17 protein-coding genes are annotated in these 22,963 nt (G+C 44.8%); 12 read left to right on the top strand and 5 right to left on the bottom strand.

Annotated features, from left to right (window positions below; translation table 11 throughout):
- Positions 1 to 364: 364 nt before the first annotated feature.
- The 7 genes from M2134_RS15240 to ilvC all read left to right on the top strand — a co-directional run bounded on the left by M2134_RS15240 (position 365) and on the right by ilvC (position 10,264).
- Positions 365 to 2,089 carry an ABC transporter ATP-binding protein gene (locus tag M2134_RS15240; protein WP_280752453.1) on the top strand — a complete coding sequence of 575 codons (1,725 nt, stop codon included), beginning with the start codon at positions 365 to 367 and terminating at the stop codon, positions 2,087 to 2,089.
- Positions 2,090 to 2,093: 4 nt separating this feature from the next.
- Entirely contained in the window at positions 2,094 to 3,860 is a 1,767-nt protein-coding gene (locus M2134_RS15235) for an ABC transporter ATP-binding protein (protein ID WP_280752454.1), read from the top strand.
- Positions 3,861 to 4,191: 331 nt separating this feature from the next.
- Complete coding sequence (gene ilvD, locus M2134_RS15230; RefSeq protein ID WP_280752455.1) at positions 4,192 to 6,024, top strand: dihydroxy-acid dehydratase; 1,833 nt, start codon at positions 4,192 to 4,194, stop codon at positions 6,022 to 6,024.
- 44 nt (positions 6,025 to 6,068) lie between these two features.
- Positions 6,069 to 7,766, top strand: coding sequence for a biosynthetic-type acetolactate synthase large subunit (gene ilvB, locus M2134_RS15225; RefSeq protein WP_280752456.1), 1,698 nt, complete (start codon positions 6,069 to 6,071; stop codon positions 7,764 to 7,766).
- A gap of 32 nt (positions 7,767 to 7,798) precedes the next feature.
- On the top strand, positions 7,799 to 8,350 hold the full coding sequence (ilvN, locus tag M2134_RS15220; protein WP_280752457.1) for an acetolactate synthase small subunit: 552 nt from the start codon (positions 7,799 to 7,801) through the stop codon (positions 8,348 to 8,350).
- Positions 8,334 to 9,059 (top strand): acyl-ACP thioesterase domain-containing protein, encoded by a 726-nt coding sequence (locus tag M2134_RS15215; protein WP_280752458.1) that lies wholly within the window; start codon positions 8,334 to 8,336, stop codon positions 9,057 to 9,059. The genes ilvN and M2134_RS15215 overlap by 17 nt, the downstream gene beginning before the upstream one ends.
- A gap of 158 nt (positions 9,060 to 9,217) precedes the next feature.
- Entirely contained in the window at positions 9,218 to 10,264 is a 1,047-nt protein-coding gene (ilvC, locus tag M2134_RS15210) for a ketol-acid reductoisomerase (protein ID WP_280752459.1), read from the top strand.
- Between the two features lie 89 nt (positions 10,265 to 10,353).
- Here the strand turns inward: ilvC and M2134_RS15205 are convergent, their stop codons facing one another.
- Positions 10,354 to 11,499 carry a BF3164 family lipoprotein gene (locus M2134_RS15205; RefSeq protein WP_280752460.1) on the bottom strand — a complete coding sequence of 382 codons (1,146 nt, stop codon included), beginning with the start codon at positions 11,497 to 11,499 and terminating at the stop codon, positions 10,354 to 10,356.
- Positions 11,500 to 11,515: 16 nt separating this feature from the next.
- On the bottom strand, positions 11,516 to 12,967 hold the full coding sequence (locus M2134_RS15200; RefSeq protein ID WP_280752461.1) for a M20/M25/M40 family metallo-hydrolase: 1,452 nt from the start codon (positions 12,965 to 12,967) through the stop codon (positions 11,516 to 11,518).
- A 197-nt stretch (positions 12,968 to 13,164) separates the two neighbouring features.
- Here M2134_RS15200 and M2134_RS15195 point away from each other — a divergent pair, with 197 nt between their 5' ends.
- The 3 genes from M2134_RS15195 to M2134_RS15185 all read left to right on the top strand — a co-directional run bounded on the left by M2134_RS15195 (position 13,165) and on the right by M2134_RS15185 (position 15,182).
- Entirely contained in the window at positions 13,165 to 13,485 is a 321-nt protein-coding gene (locus tag M2134_RS15195; protein ID WP_280752462.1) for a helix-turn-helix transcriptional regulator, read from the top strand.
- A 3-nt stretch (positions 13,486 to 13,488) separates the two neighbouring features.
- Positions 13,489 to 14,748: a type II toxin-antitoxin system HipA family toxin gene (locus tag M2134_RS15190; protein ID WP_280752463.1), complete on the top strand. Its 1,260-nt coding sequence runs from the start codon at positions 13,489 to 13,491 to the stop codon at positions 14,746 to 14,748.
- A 191-nt stretch (positions 14,749 to 14,939) separates the two neighbouring features.
- Positions 14,940 to 15,182: a DUF6429 family protein gene (locus M2134_RS15185; RefSeq protein ID WP_280752464.1), complete on the top strand. Its 243-nt coding sequence runs from the start codon at positions 14,940 to 14,942 to the stop codon at positions 15,180 to 15,182.
- A 74-nt stretch (positions 15,183 to 15,256) separates the two neighbouring features.
- Here M2134_RS15185 and M2134_RS15180 read toward each other — a convergent pair whose 3' ends face one another.
- A complete protein-coding gene (locus tag M2134_RS15180) occupies positions 15,257 to 16,375 on the bottom strand; it encodes a hypothetical protein (RefSeq protein WP_280752465.1) in 1,119 nt (372 codons plus the stop codon).
- A gap of 191 nt (positions 16,376 to 16,566) precedes the next feature.
- Here M2134_RS15180 and M2134_RS15175 point away from each other — a divergent pair, with 191 nt between their 5' ends.
- Together M2134_RS15175 and M2134_RS15170 are read left to right on the top strand one after the other, a co-directional pair.
- Positions 16,567 to 19,209 (top strand): DEAD/DEAH box helicase, encoded by a 2,643-nt coding sequence (locus M2134_RS15175; RefSeq protein ID WP_280752466.1) that lies wholly within the window; start codon positions 16,567 to 16,569, stop codon positions 19,207 to 19,209.
- A gap of 69 nt (positions 19,210 to 19,278) precedes the next feature.
- On the top strand, positions 19,279 to 19,521 hold the full coding sequence (locus M2134_RS15170; protein WP_280752467.1) for a DUF6429 family protein: 243 nt from the start codon (positions 19,279 to 19,281) through the stop codon (positions 19,519 to 19,521).
- A 338-nt stretch (positions 19,522 to 19,859) separates the two neighbouring features.
- Here M2134_RS15170 and rhuM read toward each other — a convergent pair whose 3' ends face one another.
- Positions 19,860 to 20,837, bottom strand: coding sequence for a RhuM family protein (gene rhuM, locus M2134_RS15165; protein WP_280752468.1), 978 nt, complete (start codon positions 20,835 to 20,837; stop codon positions 19,860 to 19,862).
- A 145-nt stretch (positions 20,838 to 20,982) separates the two neighbouring features.
- A complete protein-coding gene (locus M2134_RS15160; RefSeq protein WP_280752469.1) occupies positions 20,983 to 22,872 on the bottom strand; it encodes a hypothetical protein in 1,890 nt (629 codons plus the stop codon).
- Between the last annotated feature and the right edge of the window lie 91 nt (positions 22,873 to 22,963).

The following is a 22,963-nucleotide window of genomic DNA, read 5'->3' as shown; positions in this document are numbered from 1 at the left end:
TAGCAAATAAGAGAGTCGAAAATAAAACAGACTGAACACAAGGATTTTACAATCTGAACGATGTGATTCTTCGATTTTAGTCGGTTAGTAGTGATAAAAAAGCAACTATTTTGAGCCGCAAATATACAATACCTATTTTATATATAGGCATCATTCAAACGTTTATCGACCAATAAAAATCATTCAGTTGTAAATAAAAGAAGAGCCCACCGCATGTAAGCACATCTGTCCTGTATGGAAGAGCGCACAACTTTTTATAAAAAAAGCCTATCTTTGTAAGGAATAAGATAGTCATCGTAACACAAGTAAAATGATATCGAACAAGAGATAACCGGCTCGATTAGCGGGAAGTAAAAAGAGAAGAATGAGGAAATACTGGGACATTCTGAAGAAATACAAGGTCGGACTATTGCTTAGCCCCTTTCTTGTTTTGACAGGGGTTGTGAGCGAAACGATCCAGCCCTATTTCATGTCTCAGATCGTCGACCGGGGCGTGATGCAAAACGATCTTTCGGTAATCACCCGGACCGGTACGCTGATGGTGATCGTTTCCCTGATCGGCTTATGCGCCAGTATCATCAATATCTATGTCTCTTCCCGCACCTCCATCGGATTCGGAACCGATCTGCGCAGCAAACTATTCCATAAAATCCAGCAACTGGCTTTCCCCGATATCGACTATTTCAGCTCGGCCTCGCTGATTACGCGCCTGACCAACGATGTGACCCGCATCCAGCAAGTCATTATGATGTCGATGCGCATCATGCTTCGCGCGCCGATGATGCTGGTGATGGCGATCTTTTTCATTATCCATATCAACAAAGAGTTGGCACTTATCCTGACCGCCTCTATCCCGCTATTGGCCGTCAGTGTATTCTTTATATTAAAGAAAGGCTTTCCTTTCTTCCTGATCGTACAACAGAAAATCGATGCGTTGAACGGTGTTGTCCGGGAGAATCTGATCAATATACGGGTGGTCAAATCGTTTGTCCGGGAAGAATTTGAAACCAAAAAGTTCACCCGCAGTAGCGAAGAGTTGCGGGATATTGTGATCCGTGCTTCGAATATCATCGTGTCGCTATTTCCTGCCATGCAACTGATACTCAACCTATCGGTATTAGCCATCCTTTGGTTTGGAGGCATTAAGGTGATGAATAGCCAACTGCAGGTGGGCGAACTCATCTCTTTTGTCAACTACCTGATGCAGGTGTTGATGTCGCTGATGATGCTCTCGATGGTGATTATGACCTACGCACGTGCATCGGCCTCGTCGGATCGCATTGTGGAGGTACTCGACAAAAAGCCTTCGCTTGCCGACACACCCGAAGGAACAACAAACCGTCACCGGATCACGGAAGGCAAGGTGGCTTTCGATCATGTCAGTTTCCGGTATAGCGGCGGAGAAACGGATGTGCTTCGCGACATCAACTTCGAGATAGAGCCGGGAGAGACCATTGCCGTGGTCGGCATGACCGGCTCGGGGAAAAGCTCACTGTTACAACTGATCCCCCGTCTGTATGACGCCACGGAAGGCAGTATCCGGATTGACGACCGGGATGTGAAAGACTACTCCCTCGACGAACTGCACCGGAAGATAGGTGTGGTATTACAGAAGAACGAGCTTTTCTCGGGAACGATCATGGAAAATCTCCGTTGGGGCAACCCCGAAGCGACCGAAAGAGAGGTGGAAGAGGCGGCGCGTGCTGCCGAAGCACACGATTTTATCCGTTCTTTCCCGGAAGGATACAACACCCAACTGGGAAGAGGCGGCGTCAATGTGTCGGGCGGACAAAAGCAACGCCTCTGCATAGCCCGTGCCCTTTTGCGCAAACCGAAGGTATTGATCCTGGACGATAGCACCAGCGCTGTCGACAGCGAAACAGAACTAAAAATACGCACCAACCTGGTTACCTACCTGCGGGAAACGACATTGTTTGTGATCACACAACGTATTCATACCATGCAGTCGGCCGACCGGGTGATCGTATTGGAAGATGGCGAAATCGATGCCATCGGCCGACCGGAGGAGCTTATGGAGCAATCGACCATCTACCGGGAGATCTATCACTCACAACAATTGACAAATTAGGCAAATGGCAGATAAGAAGAGACATATGACCGAGGAAAAGCCGAAGGAGAGCAAGAAAACGCTTCGCCGGATGGTCACCTATCTGCGTGCCGACCGGAAGAGGCTCGTCGGGATTGCCCTATTGATTGTTGTCGAAGCCGTCTGCAGCCTGATGGGTTCCTATATGCTGAGACCTATCATTAATAAGTATATTATTCCTGCTGATATACCCGGACTCATCCGGGCGCTCATTTTCCTGGGAGGCATCTACCTCGCGGGAGTGGTGGCCATGTGGGTGCAATATCGGTTGCTCAACGCGATCGGACAACAAACCGTCACCCGCATCCGCGCCGATCTGTTCCACAAGATGGAGCGCTTGCCACTCAACTATTTCGACACCCACCAGCATGGCGACCTGATGAGCCGCTACACCAACGATATCGATCGTATCAGCGATGCCCTGACCGATAGCCTGGCGGATATCATGACCAGTGTATTGATGTTGACAGGGATCGTGACGATGATGCTCTACATCAGCCCACTGCTGACGCTGGTTGCGTTCATCACCATTCCATTTATGATTCTCTTCGCCCGCTACATCGTGAAGAAAAGCCGCAAATACTTCAAGGCACAACAGGATGCCCTGGGGGATATCAACGGATATACGGAAGAGATGATCAGCGGACAAAAGGTTATTAAGCTCTTCAGCCATGAGAAACGGGTGGAGGCCGACTTCGAAAAGCTCAACCAGGATCTCAACGCCAAGTCGCAAAAGGCACAGTTCTATTCGGGGTTGATGATGCCGGTGATGCAAAACCTCAGCACCCTCAATTTCGTTATTATCACCATTGCCGGTGGGCTGTTGGCGCTCTTCCGGGGATTCGACATCGGCGGCCTGGCGGCTTTCCTGCAATATTCCCGTCAGTTCGGACGGCCTATCAACCAGCTGGCCAGCCTCTACAACAGCATACAAGCAGCCTTGGCCGGAGCTGAACGTATCTTCCAGGTGATCGACGAGGCGCCCGAACCGGCAGACGCGCCGGAGGCTGTCGCCCTGACGGAGGTGAAAGGCGATGTCCGCATGCAAGATGTTGTTTTCGGCTATGAACCCGAACAGACCGTACTCAAAGGGATCTCCCTGCATGCTGCGCCCGGCTGTAAGATCGCGCTGGTCGGAGCAACCGGCGCGGGCAAGACCACCATTATGAACCTCCTACCCCGTTTCTACGATATCTTTTCCGGAGAGATCACCATCGATGGTCACCCGATCAGGCAAATCAAACGGGAAGAGCTGCGCAAATCGATGGCGATTGTATTACAAGACACCCATCTGTTTACCGGCACCGTGCGGGAGAATATCCGTTTCGGACGCCTGGAAGCAAGCGACGAAGAGGTAGTACAAGCAGCTAAATTAACTGCTGCCCACTCCTTTATCCGCCGCCTGCCGCGCGGCTATGACACCATGCTCGAGAACGACGGAGCCAACCTGAGCCAGGGGCAACGTCAGTTGCTCAACATTGCCCGGGCAGCTGTGGCCGATCCCTCGATCCTTCTGCTCGACGAAGCTACCAGCAATATCGATACCCGCAGCGAACTACTGATACAAAAGGGGCTGGATCAATTGATGGAAGGGCGCACCAGCCTGATCATCGCACACCGCCTGTCGACTGTCCGCAACGCACATCTGATCATGGTGCTCGAAAACGGAGAGATCATCGAACGGGGCAACCATGAACAACTGATGGAGCAAAAAGGGAAATACTATTCTCTTTACAACGAGCAGTTCAAGTAAAACACTTTCACGCTTATTTCTTTCATATACTACTAAAAAGCAACCATTCACATCCGTTTTCTTGATAATTGAAAGAAAAAGAAAGAAAAAACTGACAATTTCTTTGCGAGTATTGATTATTGTTCTACATTTGCATCGTCAAAAGAAAACGATAGACATACATGACAACAAACGTATTGCATATTATTCTCGTGGTCGTCCTTCTAGTCATTAGCAGGTAAGTGAGAAAGGTATGCATATAGTTATGTAAGTCATAAATGATAGTTGTAGGCCTTTCTCCGTAGAGAAGGGTCTTTTTTATTTTAATGAAACGAAAACAAACAACGGCAGGATGAAAATAAAATTGCGCAGTTCACAAAGCACAGAAGGCCGCCGAATGGCCGGCGCACGCGCCCTATGGCGGGCCAACGGAATGAAAGAAGAACAGTTTGGCAAACCGATTATCGCCATCGTCAACTCATTCACGCAATTTGTACCAGGGCATGTGCATCTGCACGAGATCGGACAACGGGTGAAGGCGGCCATCGAAGCGCAGGGCTGCTTTGCGGCGGAATTCAATACGATCGCTATCGACGATGGCATTGCCATGGGGCATGATGGTATGCTCTATTCGTTGCCTTCCCGGGATATTATCGCGGACAGCGTGGAATATATGGTCAATGCCCATAAAGCGGACGCAATGGTATGTATCAGCAACTGCGACAAGATCACGCCGGGTATGCTGATGGCCTCTATGCGATTGAATATCCCAACGGTTTTTGTGTCTGGAGGGCCGATGGAGGCAGGCGAACTGGATGGACGCTACCTGGATCTGATCGATGCGATGATTGAAGCGGCCGACGATTCGATCAGCGACGAACAGGTGGAGAAGGTGGAACGCTCGGCCTGTCCTACCTGCGGAAGCTGTTCCGGCATGTTTACCGCCAACTCCATGAATTGCCTGAATGAGGCGATTGGACTGGCGCTTCCGGGCAATGGAACAATCGTGGCAACACACGCCAACCGGACATCGCTCTTCGACAAAGCCGCCCGGCTGATTGTGGAAAATGCTTACAAATACTACCGCGATGGCGACGAATCGGTGTTGCCCCGCAATATTGCCACCCGCCAGGCATTTCTCAACGCCATGTCGCTCGACATTGCCATGGGCGGATCCACTAATACGGTGCTTCACCTGTTGGCCATTGCGCATGAGGCGGAAGTTGATTTCACCATGCAAGACATCGACCGGCTCTCACGCCAGACACCGGTACTCTGCAAAGTGGCACCAAGCTGCGCGTATCATGTGCAGGATGTGAACCGCGCGGGCGGTATCCTCGGCATATTGGCAGAACTCGATAAAGGCGGACTAATCGACGGATCGGTGAAACGGGTAGACGGACTCACCCTGTCGGAAGCAATCGATCAATACGACCCCCTCTCGCCCAACCAAACCGAAGAGGCTATTAATATATATAAAAGTGCCCCGGCACACCGTTTCAACCTGGTGATGGGATCACAGGAGATGTATTATAAAGAATTAGATACCGACCGAACAGCCGGTTGCATCCGCGACATGGCGCATGCCTACGTCAGAGACGGAGGACTGGCGGTATTGTATGGCAACATTGCTGAAGCGGGCTGCGTCGTGAAAACGGCGGGTGTAGACGAAAGCATCTTCCGCTTCTCCGGCCCGGCAAAGGTGTTCGACTCACAAGAGGCAGCCTGTGAAGGGATCCTGCGGGGCGATGTGGTCTCCGGCGATGTGGTGGTGATCACCTACGAAGGGCCTAAGGGAGGACCGGGCATGCAGGAGATGCTTTATCCCACCTCCTATATCAAGAGCCGCCACCTGGGGAAAGAATGTGCTCTGATCACCGACGGACGCTTCAGCGGAGGCACCTCCGGACTCTCCATCGGGCATATCTCGCCCGAAGCTGCAGCCGGCGGAGCCATCGGACTGGTGAAAGATCATGATATCATTGAGATAAACATACCGGAACGCACGATCAACGTACGTGTAAATACGGAGGAACTAGCCAAACGACGTGCCGCGGAAGAGGCACGCGGGGCAAAAGCCTTCACCCCTCCTACCCGACAACGCGAAATAAGTAAGTCATTGAAAGCCTATGCCTCGATGGTTTCTTCGGCAGATAAGGGAGCGGTACGGCTAATTGAAAGTTGAAAGTTGAAAGTTGAAAATGGAAAATGGAAAATGACAAGAAGGATATGAATTTACAAAAGATAAGCGGGTCGGAGGCTTTACTGAAGACCCTGATAGCAGAAGGGGTAGATACGATATTCGGTTATCCGGGTGGGCAGGCTATTCCGATTTTTGATAGTCTGTATGATTATGAAGAGCAGTTAAAGCTTGTATTGGTGCGGCATGAACAGGGAGCCACCCATGCGGCACAGGGCTATGCCCGCGTATCGGGCAAGGTTGGGGTGACGCTTGTTACATCCGGACCCGGTGCCACCAACACCATCACCGGCATTGCCGACGCGATGATGGATAGCACGCCGATTGTCGTTATCACCGGACAGGTGCCCTCTTCTCTATTGGGAACCGATGCTTTTCAGGAGATCGACGTGATCGGCATCACGCAGCCTATCACCAAATGGGCTTACCAGGTGCGCAAGCCGGAAGAGATTGCCTGGGCTATCTCGCGGGCATTCTATATTGCTTCCACCGGGCGGCCGGGACCGGTTGTGATCGACCTGGCGAAAGATGCGCAGGTAGGCCTGGTAGACTATACCTACGAAAAAGTGAATAACATACGCAGTTACCAACCCTATCCGGATATCGATTTCACACAGATACAGGCGGCTGCCGACTTGATAAACAATGCCAAGAAGCCATTCGCCCTGGTAGGGCAAGGCGTGATTCTGGGGCATGCGGAAGAGGAATTGAAAGCCATGCTGGAGAAAGCGAATATTCCTGCCGGCTTAACCGTATTGGGGCTTTCCGCTTTGCCAAGCGATCATCCGTTGAATAAAGGGATGTTAGGTATGCATGGCAATGTGGGGCCTAACCTGAAAACAATGGAATGTGATGTACTGATCGCTATCGGTATGCGCTTCGACGACCGGGTGACAGGCAATCTGCAGACCTACGCCAAGCAGGCCAAGGTGATCCATTTCGATATCGATAACAGCGAGATCGGGAAAAATGTAGCCGTTGATGTGCCGGTTTGTGGCGATGCTAAAGAGACGCTTGCTGCCATAACCGAACTGCTCGACACGACCACTCACACGGAATGGATCGCTTCGTTCCGCGAGGCGGAAGAAGAAGAGGATCAGAAGGTCATTCAAAAAGAGATTCATCCGACGGAAGGCTACCTGAAAATGGGCGAAGTAATCCGTCGCATATCGGAAGCTACCGGCAACAATGCGGTACTCGTGACTGATGTCGGGCAGAACCAAATGATGGGCGTACGCTACTTCAAATACAACGAAACACGGAGTGTAGTCACTTCAGGCGGCTTAGGCACGATGGGCTTCGGGCTTCCGGCAGCCATCGGTGCGAAGATGGGGGCACCCGACCGCACGGTTTGCCTCTTTATGGGCGACGGCGGACTGCAAATGACCATCCAGGAACTGGGCACCATCATGCAGGAAAACCTGAATATCAAGATGGTGGTACTCAACAATAACTTCCTCGGCATGGTACGCCAGTGGCAGGAACTCTTCTTCAAAGAGCGGTATTCGGGCACAGTGATGGCGAATCCAGACTTCGTTGCCATCGCAAAAGCCTACGGAATAGGCAGCCGGCTGGTGGAGAAACGGGAAGAACTGGATGGGGCGATTGCGGAGATGCTCAATCATGATGGCTCCTACCTATTGGTAGCCAACGTAGAGTCGCACGGCATGGTCTACCCGATGGTACCCGCCGGTGCCAGTATCACTCAGATCCTTTTGGGAGAATAACAGACAGGAACAGACAATTAACGCACAGCAAGATGGAAAAGAAATTATATACGGTTATTATTTTCTCAGAAAATACAGTGGGATTATTGAACCAGATCACCATCATATTTACTCGTCGTCAACTGAATATTGAGACTTTATCTGTATCTCCCTCGGCTATTGAGGGGGTTCATAAGTTTACAATTACTACTTTTGCAACCGAAGACATGATGGACAAAGTGGTAAAGCAGATCGACAAACGGGTGGATATCCTGAAAGCCTATTACAATACGGATGAAGACCTGGTGCATCAGGAGATCGCTCTTTACAAACTGAGTACCGATTTGTTTATCAAGATGCCCGGCGTGGAGACTCTTATCCGCAAATACAATGCCCGGGTACTGGAAATAGACGAAGATATTGTCGTACTGGAGAAAAGCGGCCATTACGCGGAGACGCAGGCACTCTTCAAGGAACTGAGCGAAAAGATCGGTGTATTGCAGTTTATCCGCTCCGGTCGTATCGCCATCACAAAAAGCAAAGTAGAACGGTTAAGCGATATGCTGGCCACGATGGAGAAAAAAGTAGATGAACAAAGTAGGTGAATTTCATTTTGTAACAGAGGAATATCTGTTGGATTTCAGAGGGAGGGTAACGATTCCGATGATCGGGAACTACCTGATCCACGCGGCATCCAACCACGCCTCTACCCGCGGGTTCGGATTCAACGATATGAACGAGAAAAATACCGCCTGGGTATTGTCGCGCCTGGCGATCGAGATATTGACATACCCGCAGCAATCCGAAAAGATTACGGTGTACACCTGGATTGACGAAGTAGGCAAACTGTTTACCAGTCGCTGCTTCGAGCTGCAAAACGAAGCCGGGGATTCGATCGGCTATGCCCGTTCTATCTGGGCAGCGATCGATGTGGAGACACGCCGCCCGACCCTGTTGGATATAGAGGCGCTGGGCGTTTATATTACAGATCGCCCCTGCCCTATTGAAAAACCGGGCAAGATTGCTCCCGTAGAGGGAAAAACGGAAGGCATTCCTTACGAGATTAAATACAGCGATATCGACATCAACGGTCACCTCAACAGCATCAAATACATGGAACACCTGTTGGATCTGTTCGATCTGGCACTTTTCCGTGAGAAAGAGATACGCCGCTTCGAGATTGCTTACCAAGCGGAAGGCAAGTACGGTATGCCACTCACCCTGCACAAAGGAGAACCGGAAAACGGCAAATACGACATGGCGATCTGTCATGAAGGGAAAGCCATTTGCCGGGCGGCAGCGATATGGGAGTAATACACCTCTCCCCCTGCCCCCTCCCCACAAGGGAGGGGGTAAGAGAAAGAGGATAAATAGGCAAATAAGACAGATAAATAAATAATAAACACATCTTTCTCTCTTACCCCCTCCCTTGTGGGGAGGGGGCAGGGGGAGAGGTCTAAATTAAAAGCGAAATGGCAATTATGAATTTTGGCGGGGTTCAGGAGAACGTAGTAACCCGCGAAGAGTTTCCGTTGGAAAAGGCAAGAGAAGTATTAAAAGAGGAAACCATCGCCATCATTGGTTATGGTGTGCAAGGCCCAGGTCAGAGCTTGAACCTGCGTGACAACGGATTCAATGTGATCGTTGGTCAGCGTAAAGGTGGTAAAACATGGGACAAAGCAGTAGCCGACGGTTGGGTACCGGGTGAAACCCTGTTTGAAATAGAAGAGGCATGCGAACGCGCAACTATCATACAATACCTGTTGTCTGACGCGGCACAGATCGAAGTATGGCCACGCATCAAACAATACCTGACACCGGGGAAAGCACTGTATTTCTCTCATGGATTCGGTATCACCTACAAAGAACGTACAAATATTATCCCGCCGGCAGATGTGGATGTGATCCTGGTAGCTCCGAAAGGCTCAGGCACTTCGCTTCGTCGTATGTTCCTCGAAGGACGTGGTTTGAACTCCAGCTACGCTATCTTCCAGGACGCAACCGGCAAGGCATGGGATCGCGTGGTAGCATTGGGTATCGGTGTAGGTTCGGGTTATCTGTTTGAAACTACCTTCCAGAAAGAGGTATATTCAGACCTGACCGGCGAACGCGGCACCCTGATGGGCGCTATCCAGGGTATTCTATTGGCACAATACGAGGTATTACGCGCCAACGGACATACGCCATCCGAAGCATTCAACGAAACAGTAGAAGAATTGACTCAGTCATTGATGCCTCTCTTTGCAGAAAATGGTATGGACTGGATGTATGCCAACTGCTCTACGACCGCTCAACGTGGCGCATTGGACTGGATGGGACCGTTCCACGATGCTTCCAAACCGGTTTTCGAAAAGCTGTACGCTGAAGTAGCCAACGGCAATGAAGCACAACGCTCCATCGATACTAACAGCAAACCTGACTACCGCGAAGGATTAGAAAAAGAGCTGAAAGAACTGCGCGAAAGCGAAATGTGGCAGGCAGGCGCGGTTGTTCGCAAATTGCGTCCGGAGAATAACTAAATTAGTGGTTAGTGATTAGTGATTAGTGGTTAGTGAGATTGATAAATAATTAGTTGCTAAACTAACCACTAATCACTAAACACTAAACACTAATCATTCATTTCATAAACGAACAGCGGATCATCATACAAATAAGACAATTGATAGATCCTTTGATTCTTTTCGTCGACTACAGTCGGTCCCCAATGATCCAGTTTGTATTTGCGGATCGGGTTTCCATGCCAGTCAAACTGCTCTACAAAGATATATCCATCCCCCTCGTTATTCTCTTTGGTCACCTGAATAGGCGTCCGTCCGCTATAGGTTAGATAAATATAATCCGCTGAACAAGAGGCGCCCCAGTAGAAGGTCACATTATCAGGGCCCAAGGTTACGATATCATTAGCCGCAACCACTCCCTCCTTATTGAAATCAACCGTTTTAGCCACACCACTTTCCGTATCATAGAAAAGAATGCGTTTGAAATACTTATAGGCATACACCAGCCGCTTGCCTTCGGGATGCACCAGGAAATCGCCAATATAAGCCGACCAGCTCTTATGTTTTTCACTGAAGGAGATATTATACAACTGCTCTGTCTGCAACGAGTCGCCCTCCATCTTAGCCCGAAAGAAGGCTCTTCCGCGCGGCACAATCTCGGTGTAATAATAGGTATTATCGTCGGCTGCAAACCCATAGATATCACTACGAACCGCTTTCGGCACCTTCTCAAACTCCACACCCACGGATGTCAACTCCCCATCAAAGTTCGCTTTGTAGAGTTCTTTCCGCGACGACTCATACACGTATGACAAGGCATCTTTTTTTCCTGTCGGGAATATGTGTGGAAACAAAAACTCATCTGGTCCGTTTCCTCGTTTACCAAAGCTTGTGATATATTGAAAATCGGGCAAACGGAAAAGCATATACATGCCCGGATTCTCCCCGCCCATATTCAGATTCTGCATCAGGAAGTAGTCGTCTTTGATCAGCATCTCCGGTTCGGAGAGCTTGAAGGGCTCCGTATCCAATACCCTTTGCGAGCCGGTCAATTCAACAACCACCCCAAAATCTTTCTCATCGACTATAACCACCCCCTCTTCCAACGGGAGCCATTCGTTCTTTTCCGCTACAGACTCTGTCAACTCTACAACGTTTTCTATCGACTCATCGCCTGCCGTTTTATTCTTGTTCGACGTGCAACCTATCAACAGGGCAACCACCCAAAGCATACCCACTACGTAAATTTGTTTCATATTTCTTGTTTCTATTTTAATTATCCCGTTTTTGTTGAAGCAATTCAAGCACCAACCCGATCTGACGCACGCGACTTTCTAATAGGCGATAGTTTATCTTATCTGCCGTATCGGTCGTTTTATGATAATCCGGATGCAACCCCGAGGTAAAGAACAATGCTGGAACACCTTTGCGCACAAAATTATAACTGTCGGTCATACTATACAATGAAGAGATGCCTTCGGTATTATTCAATGAATAATCGATAAAGCAGTTGTCGTAAAGACTATCGGCTTGCAACAACACATCATGCAATGGCGGGAAACGATCCGATCCCAGGCAATAGATATAATTCTCCTTTGCCTCATGCTCCGTATCGACCCGGGAGATCATATCCAGATTCAGGTTGCAGAACACATTCTCCGCCTTGAAATCCGGATGATTGACATGCCATTTAGAGCCAACCAGCCCCTCCTCTTCCGCTGCAAAAGCCAGAAACAAAAGCGTATAGGGCAAATCATCCCTCCCGGCAAAGGCTTCGGCCAGTTCCAACATACCGGCTACGCCGGAGGCATTATCGTCCGCTCCCGGATAATAATGCGCGCCATTCTTTCCCAGATGATCGTAATGAGCGGATACAACAATCATTTTCTCGCTCTTCCCGGGAAGCAGACCGATCACATTGGCCGTTATGATCTCCTTGCGCACCCTTTCGAACTTGATTTTCACTGGAACAATAGGTACCTCCGTTATCTTTTTCGCTTTGATATACTGCTCCAGCTTTTTCTGCGACATTCCCATCAGCTCTTTTATTTCATTCACCCGAAGCGTGTAGCTGTTCAAGAATCGCATCGTGTCTAACGCTATGGGTTGAGCAAAAGCATCCGGATCATCCGGAATAAAAAAACGATGCTGCAACGTATACTCCTTCATCCTGTTTCGTTCCGATTCAAAACGCTCCGGGCGATCGACCGGCACCACGATGATCCCTTCCGCCTCTGTTTTCCGCAGAAAAGACTGTGCCTCTATCCCGGTTTTATGATCAACGGAAAAGATCAAGACAATACGTCCTTTCAGATCAATGGCTTCCAGCTCTTCCGGTCTGCCATGTCCTCCGAAAACAACCTCTTTTTCCACCTCTTCATGATAATAGTTCGACCCTTGAAACATAATCTCTTCGTAATCCCGAAGCCGTTTCCCCGAAGCTGTTTGCAGATAGGCCTCGCCCCGATAACTCTCTATCAGCGAAAACTCCTCCAACCGTGTTTCTAACCCTAACCGCTCAAACTGTTCAGCAATATATTGAGCCGCCGCCTTTTTCCCTTCCGACCCGGTACGTCGCCCCTCCAAAGCCGGTGACGCCAGCTTAGACACATATTGCTTCAGATCCTTCCGATCGATCTTTTCCGACACCGTTTGCCCCTGGGCCGAAAGACACAACACAAACAGAAATACAAACAGCACAAAAGCACCACTCTTCTTACACATTTGCTATTGATTTACTTAACATCCCCGCAATATAAAGAAATTCTTCAGATTTATTGGGTACTTCAAAAGATCTATGGAGTGTTGGGCGAATCATTCTTTTGGCAGACATTACTGTACACATAAATCGTTTTTTATCCATAACACTCCATAAAATAAACAAAAACGCCTATATTTGTATATTATATGATATGTTGATTATGGCTAAAAACACAATGGGCACTAAATTGCCCCGCAAATTAGAGCAGAAAATGCAGGTGGTAGGAGAGCAGATCAAATTGGCACGTCTGCGCAGGAATCTTAGTGTGGCTCAGGTGGCGGAACGAGCTACTTGTTCTCCATTGACTGTATCTCGCATAGAGAAAGGCGCACCGACAGTGGCCATAGGCATCTACTTGCGTGTCTTGTACGCTTTACAACTCGATGATGACATACTATGGCTTGCCAAAGAAGACAAATTGGGAAAAGCATTACAGGATTTGAATTTAAAGACAAGGGAACGTGCTTCAAAAAAGGGATAAGTAATGAAAAAATTATATGTATATGCAGACTTTGACTGGCTTAAAGAGGCTGAACTCGTTGGCGAATTAGGTTATGAAACACTTCGTGGCTCGGATAGTTATAACTTTACATTCAGCGATGAATGGTTGAAAAAACATGGAGATTTGTTTTTGAGCGATGATCTGAACAATTATCCGGGGCAACAATATACGCAACCGGAGAAAGATATATTCGGATGCTTTTCGGATGCATTACCGGATCGTTGGGGACGTACGCTGTTGTTACGTCGCGAGCAAATTGCGGCAACAGAGGAAAATAGACTGGTACGACGAATGTCGTCTTTCGATTTCCTGGCAGGTATCGACGACTTTTCCCGAATGGGTGGTTTTCGTTTCAAAGAAGAGCAAGACGGGAAGTATATTAATGTAAGTGAATCGTTACAAATTCCACCTCTGACAGATATTAGAGAGTTAATTGCAGCCAGCAAGGAGATTGAGAAAAGTGAAGAAGAGAATATCCTTCCTGACAGAAAGTGGATTATTCAGCTCGTGCTACCCGGCTCTTCATTGGGCGGTGCAAGACCAAAAGCCAGTGTAATTGACATCGATAAAACACTTTACATGGCTAAGTTTCCTTCACACAAAGATGATTACGATGTTGGAATTTGGGAGCATTTCAGCCACCTTCTTGCCTTAAAAGCCGGAGTAAATGCTGCGAGAACCAAAGTGTTATCTACCGGAGAAAAATATCATACATTGCTTTCACAACGTTTTGATAGGACACAAGAAGGAAAACGGATCCACTTTGCCTCTGCAATGACCCTATTGGGACTTAATGACGGAAATAATGCTACGACAGGGCACGGCTATTTAGATATAGTTGACTTCATTATTCAGAACTGTACGCATGTGGAAAACAATCTACAGGCTCTCTACCGTCGTGTAGCTTTCAACATTTGCATAGGCAATAGTGATGATCATTTTCGTAATCATGGTTTTCTTTTGACCGCAAAAGGCTGGACATTATCTCCTGCCTACGATATAAATCCAACGCTGAACAATTATCAGAGTCTACTTATCTCATCGACTTCAAACAAAGCAGATCTTGGACTTTTACAGGAGGTCTACGAGAATTATATGCTCGACAAAAAAACTTCCGAACGGATTATTTCAGAAGTGATTGATGCTGTGAAAGGATGGCGGGAATTGGCTACACGGCTTGGAATATCTAAGCGAGAAATAGATATGTTTGGCAGCGTATTGGATGAACGAGTTGCACTTTGAATATCCCGCTCTATTTCTTAACTTTGTGTTTATTATCCTGTAAAACCTAATACACAATACTTATATGTCTATTTCCCTATTCATTGAAGAGGTCAGAAAACTGATGAGCCACGAAGAGATTGCGCGTGGAGAAATTATTTATAACAACATGGAAAAATGATACCATTATCCACCTAATAATCCATACAAATATGAAAGCAATTGATGAAGTAAAACGCGATCTCACATTGATACTGCTCTATTTAAACTCATGGGAAGAACAAGCGCATGTCCCTTACAGAAGAAGCTGGAAAGGATATGACTTTGATGACATCGACAAACTAATCGAACAAGAATTCATCAACGGCAAACCCACCTCCAAGTCCATCTCTTTTTATGAAGAAGGAATTGCAAAAGCAAAAGAGCTGGCAAAAGAATATGGGATAGAGGTGTAGCACTTCACACAAGTAGATGCGAATTGAGCTTTTGGCATTAAAACCATATTACCCAAACAACGATGAAGAAAAACTTATCCACCTAAGATCCGCTCTGCCCATCGATCAAGCTGATTCTTGATAATTGCTGTATTACTATCATTCACCTGAAGCTCATCAAGCATGAAATAGGATATTTCAAGCATAGTTTCACACGCGTCATAATCACCTTCATCAAATGATTTCTGCATATTTTCCAATCGTTCAATCAGCGAAAGGATAGTTGATTTATACTCTTGCTTGTCAAAGAACTTTTTCGGAGTTTTTTTAACTTCGATAGTTTTTCCCTGATTGACAGGTTGAGTTTTTGGTGTTTTTTGATCAGGTTGTAACTGTTTTAACTGCCGTTCTTGTTCATTAAGCCAAACATGGTATTTAGCAATCGCTTTTTTCTTACCATCTCCTTGAACTGTAGCCATGAGCTTCCTGCATTCGCCTACCTTCTCAGGAACTCCCTCGACAATATTGTCTGCAAGGGAAAATTCATTTTCACTTAATAAAGCCTCTATTTTTCTGAGAGCAAGAACGTTCGAAAGAATTGTTTTTAGCACATCCGCCTCTTCCCCTAAATCATTCATAGAGAGATAGTCCGCCTGTTCTTCTTCTGAAAGATTAAATACACTTTTCACTAATTCCAATAGCTTAAACAGCTTATTAATCTTACCTCTCAATGTCACCAGCTTGCCATTCCCAAAAAGTTTGTAAGAAATAATTTCTTCTATATCAAGGTGGCAAATATCCAGTAGATCTTCTGCCGATTCAAGTTGACCAAAGAAAAGCATCATTCTGATTTTCTCTAACCGCTGATACAAAGAATTACTTAATACCTTAACCTGCTCCATTTCTTTATCATAAGATAACGAGCTATTTAAATCCTTAACGCCGTTCATCCCTTTCCTATTCGCAGAAAGGGTTTCAATAAGTTGATGATCGCGTTGATTAAGCCTCTCGCCGACTTCCGTCGACGGATTGCTGGTAACATGATAACCTCCACACATCTCGCAAAAATAGCTCCGAACAGGAGCCTTTCCATTTTCCTCCAAAATATCTTCTCCATTAAAGCGAATGAAATTATTCGCCTTTAATTGGGTTTCAAAAAGCATCTTATGCCTTCGACTCCCATAACAAAATATTTTATTGCGTGTTGGTTTCATAATATAAGAGTCTTTTAATAGGTTTTGTATCATGTTTCACCATAAAAGGCACGCACGAATATAATGAAAAATACAGGAAAAAAGAGACATTCGGTTTCTTTTGTCTACAAAAAATTCCTCTAACTTGAATATCCCGCTCTATTTCTTAACTTTGTGTTTATTATCCTGAAAACCTAATACACAATACTTATATGTCTATTTCCCCATTCATTGAAGAGGTCAGAAAACTGATGAGCCACGAAGAGATTGCACGTGGAGAAATTATTTATAACAATTTGGGTTGTACTATTTTATCCCAATCGGCAGCGCAGGTTGATTTTATCGTTGCTTCCGATGAGGCAGAAGAAGGTAATTACCAGGAATACACCTTACTCTTCGACAAAACGCCTTCCGGGGAATCGACGATGATTCCGGAAGGTGAAGGGAAACGCGTAGGATGGAACCGCTATGCCTATGCCTGCCTGTTGCAATATGAAGAATACCTGAATAATTTGCAGCCAAAAGAAAAAGGAGAACATAAAAGATATACTCGGGAAGGCATGCAAAAACGGGTACTGGAAGAACGGCGACAGAAAGCCAGCAAAGCAGATTACCACATCAAATGGGCAGACAATATTTTTGGCGATCATATCCTGACCAATGAAAAGGGGATAAAATACAAGATCTTCCTGCGTGACTTTGAAAACGAAACCGGTTATAGCGACAGTGCAGATGCCCGGTATAATAAATTGGGCACAACCAAGCATATCATGTATGCTTTCAGAAAATTGAAAGAGGAGCCTCTCCTGCTCAAACGTTTGAGGAAGAGCTCTCCATTTGTGGAGGTATATTGCGATCCGTTGAATAACAATAAAATAAGTTGGTTCCACAAAGGTGAAATGTCATTGGATGCGACATTGCTAATCTCTAAGTATTTCAAAAAAGCTACTTATATCGAAGAGGATAAAGTAGAGGCATTCCTGCCGTTTATAGAAGAGGCAGCCGGATTGGATACGATACGCATCCGCCCGGAGGTGATTAAAAAGGTGGAACACCGTTTCGAGAAATTGATGCTGGAAGAGATCAGACAAACCACAACACTGGATTTCTCTCCAATCAAGGCTGAGCTATTTCCTTATCAACGAGAAGGTATTGAGTTTGCCGTTTTCCGCAAGGGAGCAATTATTGCCGATGAGATGGGGTTAGGGAAAACTATTCAGGCAATCGCTACCGCCGTATTGAAAAAGAGCATCTTTGATTTCAAAAAGACATTGGTGGTTTGTCCGGCTACGCTTAAGTCGCAATGGAAAAAAGAGATTGAAAGGTTCACAGAAGAGAAGGCTTGTATCGTCTCCGGTTTTCCTCATGAACGGGCAGAGATTTATCTGAAGGAGGATGCCTATTTCTTTATTATCAATTACGAAACTGTTTTGCGGGACAGTCAGGTGATAAACCAGGCAGGCTTTGATTTCCTTATATTGGATGAAGCCCAAAAGATAAAGAATTACGAAACGAAAACAGCTTCGGCAGTCAAACGAATCCAGGCTTCTCATAAACTGGTGATAACGGGGACACCGATTGAAAACCGGTTGATTGATATTTATTCAGTAGTAAATGCTATTGACCCCTACTTCTTTGGTCCGCTCTGGGAGTTTTCCTATCAACACTGTGAATTTGATTTGGAAAAGCCGAATAAAATCAATGGTTATTACAACCTAAAGCAGTTGAACGAACAGCTTTCGGACATATTGATACGTCGGGAGAAAAGTACGGTATTAAATCAGCTTCCGGATGTGCAACAAATAGATATACCATGCGCGCTTAGTCCTTTACAAGCGGAATATCATACAAGCTATATGAAAGGGGTGGCATCGATTATCCGTAAGAAGTTCCTGACACCCTACGATCTGCAACGATTAACGCTATATCTGAATTGCGCCCGCATGGTGTGCGACTCTACTTTTCTGATAGATGAAGAGACCAATGAATCGCCCAAACTGGCAGAATTGGAAGATATCCTGTTTGAGAAGCTGGATATTCAAAACACCAACCGCAAGATTATTATCTTTTCAGAATGGATTAAGGTGCACAGCCTGATCGGACAACTTCTGCGCAAACGAAATGTTGGTTTTGTTGAACTGAATGGTAAAGTCCCTGTGAAGCTGCGCGGCAACCTCATTAAAAAGTTTGAATCGACACCTGATTGTAAAATCTTCCTTTCCACCGAAGCCGGAGGGGCAGGATTGAACCTTCAGATGGCAGATATACTAATCAACTTTGAGCTGCCATGGAATCCGGCAAAGAAAAACCAACGCATCGGGCGAATCGACCGCTTGGGACAGAAAAGCAATAAACTGACCATCTATAATTTCATCACACGCGACTCCATTGAACAACAGATTGCCGCGGGCTTACTGGTGAAACAGAATCTTTTTGACGGTGTGTTATCCAATAATAACACCAATTATGTGGACTTTTCGACCAAAGGACGTTCACAGTTTATCCAACAAATAGAAGCATTTATCGACCAGCAGAAACAGGGCGCGCAAAAAGAAATACAGGAAGAAGAAACATTGCCGATGACAGAAACCATCGACACTGCGGAAGCAGACCAACTGTCACTGTTTGAGGATGATGCGTTTAACGAAGAACCGATAAAGGAAAACAAGGAGGTGGCAACCGAAACAATCAACCGCACCACAGAAGAGTTGGAACAGGTGATGAACAACGGTATGCAATTTCTATCCGGTCTATTTAAAATGTCGACCGGCAAAGATATGGGAGTAGAAAACCAAAAAATAGAGATAGATCCGGAAACCGGTGAAGTAGTCATGCGCTTTAAGATGAAGTTCTGAAAGAGGCTTTATTGTTTATCCGAATAATACCATTATTATCATTATCCACACCTAATAATTCGCACAAATATGAAAACAATTGATGAAGTAAAACGCGACCTCACATTGATACTGCTCTATTTAAACTCATGGGAAGAACAAGCGCATGTCCCTTACAGAAGAAGCTGGAAAGGATATGACTTTGATGACATCGACAAACTAATCGAACAAGAATTCATCAGCGGCAAACACACCTCCAAATCCATCTCTTTTTACGAAGAAGGAATAGCAAAAGCAAAAGAGCTGGCAAAAGAATACGGGATAGAGGTGTAGCAGGTGTGCGTAGGGAAGGTACTATACAAATGTGCTTTCCCAAACTCTCCAAATCAGAAAAGCGTTAATCGATTGAAATATTGACAATTGTAACGCTTTGGCGAAATTATGAGAGAGTGAAAATCCCGTTTTATAGCCTTTTTTCTGTTTCTACTGCCTTATTCGCATCATTATATCACGACCGAGATTTTTTTCTGCCGGGAGAATTTGTTGGCTGAGCATGGTCGACCATTTGGCTCACCATAGTCGACCAATTGGTCGAGCACTGTCAACCAGTTGGCCGACCATGCTCAGCCAACAAGTAGTCCTACGGACATGACTTATCAAATAGCTCTGCATCAATTATTCTTATTGGTCAGATTAACAACCACTTTCACCATCACATCTTTCTCTTCAGTCCGGCTTTCGGCAATCATTAGTGTAAGGGCTACTAATGTGTTGTTTTCGATTAGTTTTGTTCCATCTGTTTTATAGAGTATCCCATTTTTCTCCAGGAACCATAGGAAGAGAAAAGCGGCTATTCGTTTGTTGCCATCGCTGAATGAATGGTTCTTTGTTACCAGATAGAGTAACATCGCACCCTTTTCCTCAACGCTGGGATAGAGATCTTTCCCGTCAAAAGTTTGGTATATTGTATTAATAGAACTTTTAAATGACTGGTCTTTTTCGTTTCCAAACAGGTCACTTCCACCAAACTTATCTCTAAGATAGTTAATAGCCTTCATCGCAGTTTCATAAGTCGCCCGGAAAGACTCTTTGGGAGTGGTTTGCTCTACGGTTAATGTCTGATAGTCATATCTATCCAACGTATCCAATGCATAGGTATAGTCACTGATTACCTGTAATAATCCGGTCGCTTCGTCGGCAGATAGTTCTTTGGATTGCAACACATTCGACAAAAGCTTAACGGTCTGTTTCAGATCGCCATACTGCTGCAGTTTCATTTTTTCATTTACAGCGTATCCTTTTATCAAGTAGTCTTTTAGGATTCTGTTTGCCCAGATACGAAAATGAGTGGCATTTTGAGAATTTACTCGATAACCAACCGAGATAATAGCATCCAAATTATAGAATTTAGTTTGATATTGTTGCTTCTCATCGTTACCCATATGTTCCAAAATGGAACATGTGCTAAATTCCTCTAGTTCTCCTGTTTTATATATGTTACTAAGATGTTTTGTTATGGCTGGCCGCTTTGTTCCAAATAGTTCTGCTATTTGTTTTTGCGAGAGCCAAACCGTTTCATTTTCCAGTCTTACATTCAGACTCACATTGCCCTCCGGCGTTTGATAAATAATGATTTCTCCTTTATTCATAGCTACTGTTTATTTGTGTTACTATCATTCGTCTGTAAATAATCGGTTTACAGTTTGCAAGATAGTAATAAGTATCTCAAATAAAGGCGGTTTGGCTAAGTTTTATCAAAGAATTATTTCCCGATACAGAAGGTGAATACACTTATTAGTCAGGGTGTTGTACTTGTTGCGGTACAAATTTTGAACCGCTTCCTATAATTTTTGAGATTGCCAAATCTTCTTCTATTTTCAGTAAAAGTATGATAAACAAAATCAGCAGTCGATTATAAGCTGCTTGATGCGAGCCTGTTTTTTCTGGAGGAGGATTACTTCCATGTGCATATTTATTGCGATAGGCATATCCATTAGTATATTTTTCGTTGTTTAGATAGAAGCTGAAATAGTTGCGTTCTTCTGGGGTTAGCAAATAATCGCTCTCAATAATCCAACCATCCTCAACCATTTTGTCTAAAGATGAATACATCTTTTCAGTACAATACCAATATGGGCATGCACGATATTCGTTCAAATGTTTGAGAATGTGAATTGTATCCCAGTCTACAACTCTAATAAGCCCTTTGTTATCTACTCTTAATAGCTTTCTGTCTATTAGGTATTGAAGACCATGTTGTTGATAAGGCTTATAGTTGGAAAATGCAATAGTAGATTGTTCTCGGAGTAAACGATAGAAACAGCGATAGTGTTTTTCTTTATATGGATCTATATATGTGAGCATACTCTGATCTCCAAATAGAAAATGAAAAATATTGTTCAATTCCTTATTATCTTCATCTACAGCGTAATATTTCTTTTGCAATAAACTTTTGACTTCTGTTACACCTATAGGCTTTCCTAACATCAACAGTTCCAAATCAATCTCCTTTTCTTGGACAAAAAGATTGTATTGCTTTGATATGGCTTCCATTTCAGCAAAAAGTGTTCTGCATTTTTCTATCCATGTAGTATCTTTTGATGGTATAGTTATTGACGGAGCAGGGTATCCATATTCCTTTTTTAGATAGTTTTCATAGAAATCTTTAATAGCTACTTCTAATCTACGCCCATCAATCTCTAAGGTGTATATCATCGCTGCTATTTGTAGTTGAGAAATATACTCTTTAGATTGAAACGAATGATATACGGGGTAGGTATTTTTAGCCTTTAAACCGATAATACGCTCAAGAGTTTCAGCTTCATTTCTTTTACTTATCAATTGAATGAATCCCATATTTGAGGTAAACCCGAAAGCTGCTTGACAGTAATGTATTAATGCGAAATTTGAAATTTGTTGTATTATATTGCCGTTGTAGTGTAAAGTGGGATTTCCGTTCTCATCATATTTTATACATTTAACCTCAGCATTTTTATCCATGCTTATTGTTACAGTGTATGTTGTCCTAAATGGAGTTCCACTCTCTAATATCTGCTGATTTAATTCAGATTCTTTACGTTTTGCTTTTAGTTTAGTTTTATCAGAAAAAGCAAGTTGTTCTGAATCTTTTGCCAATGCTATAAGCCGAACGTAATTCAAATTTGCATCAGCTTTATCCAAGTAGCGGTTAATTATTTCCTCCCTATTTATAAGTGTAAGAGTTTTAGGGAAATACAACTGTTTGCAATCTGAGATATGGTGTTCTTCTACATATTGTTGCAAAAGAAGTTCAGCGGAGGAATCATTTTCCATTAAGAGCTTCTCAATGACATTTCCATGTTTTCGTACGAGTTTTTCCCTATGAAGAATTTCTCGCAAACGAGAAGGTTCTTTCATGACGATAGCATGTAGCGTATTTTCATCCAATAAATTATTTATATCAAATTTATCTATAACTTCCCAAAATGACTCTTTATAACTGAATTCTATTGAATTGAACACTTCTGGCAAGTTTTCTTTTGATAGCGAATTAAAAAAACGAGCTACTATAGGTTTAAAACAATTTACTTTTTGCTTAAACTCATCAGTCCATTTAGTTAGCACACACCCATTGTCTATATATTTGCATACATGGTAAAGTTCCAATACATCATTAATGTCTGTAAGATATATATTTTCATTCACTACTAACCGACTAAAATCGAAGAATCACATCGTTCAGATTGTAAAATCCTTGTGTTCAGTCTGTTTTATTTTCGACTCTCTTATTTGCTAA

It is taken from the genome of Parabacteroides sp. PM6-13 (assembly GCF_029892605.1).
GTDB lineage: Bacteria > Bacteroidota > Bacteroidia > Bacteroidales > Tannerellaceae > QVMG01.
Note: the sequence above shows the minus strand (reverse complement) of the source record. Positions and strands in the feature narration are given on the sequence as shown.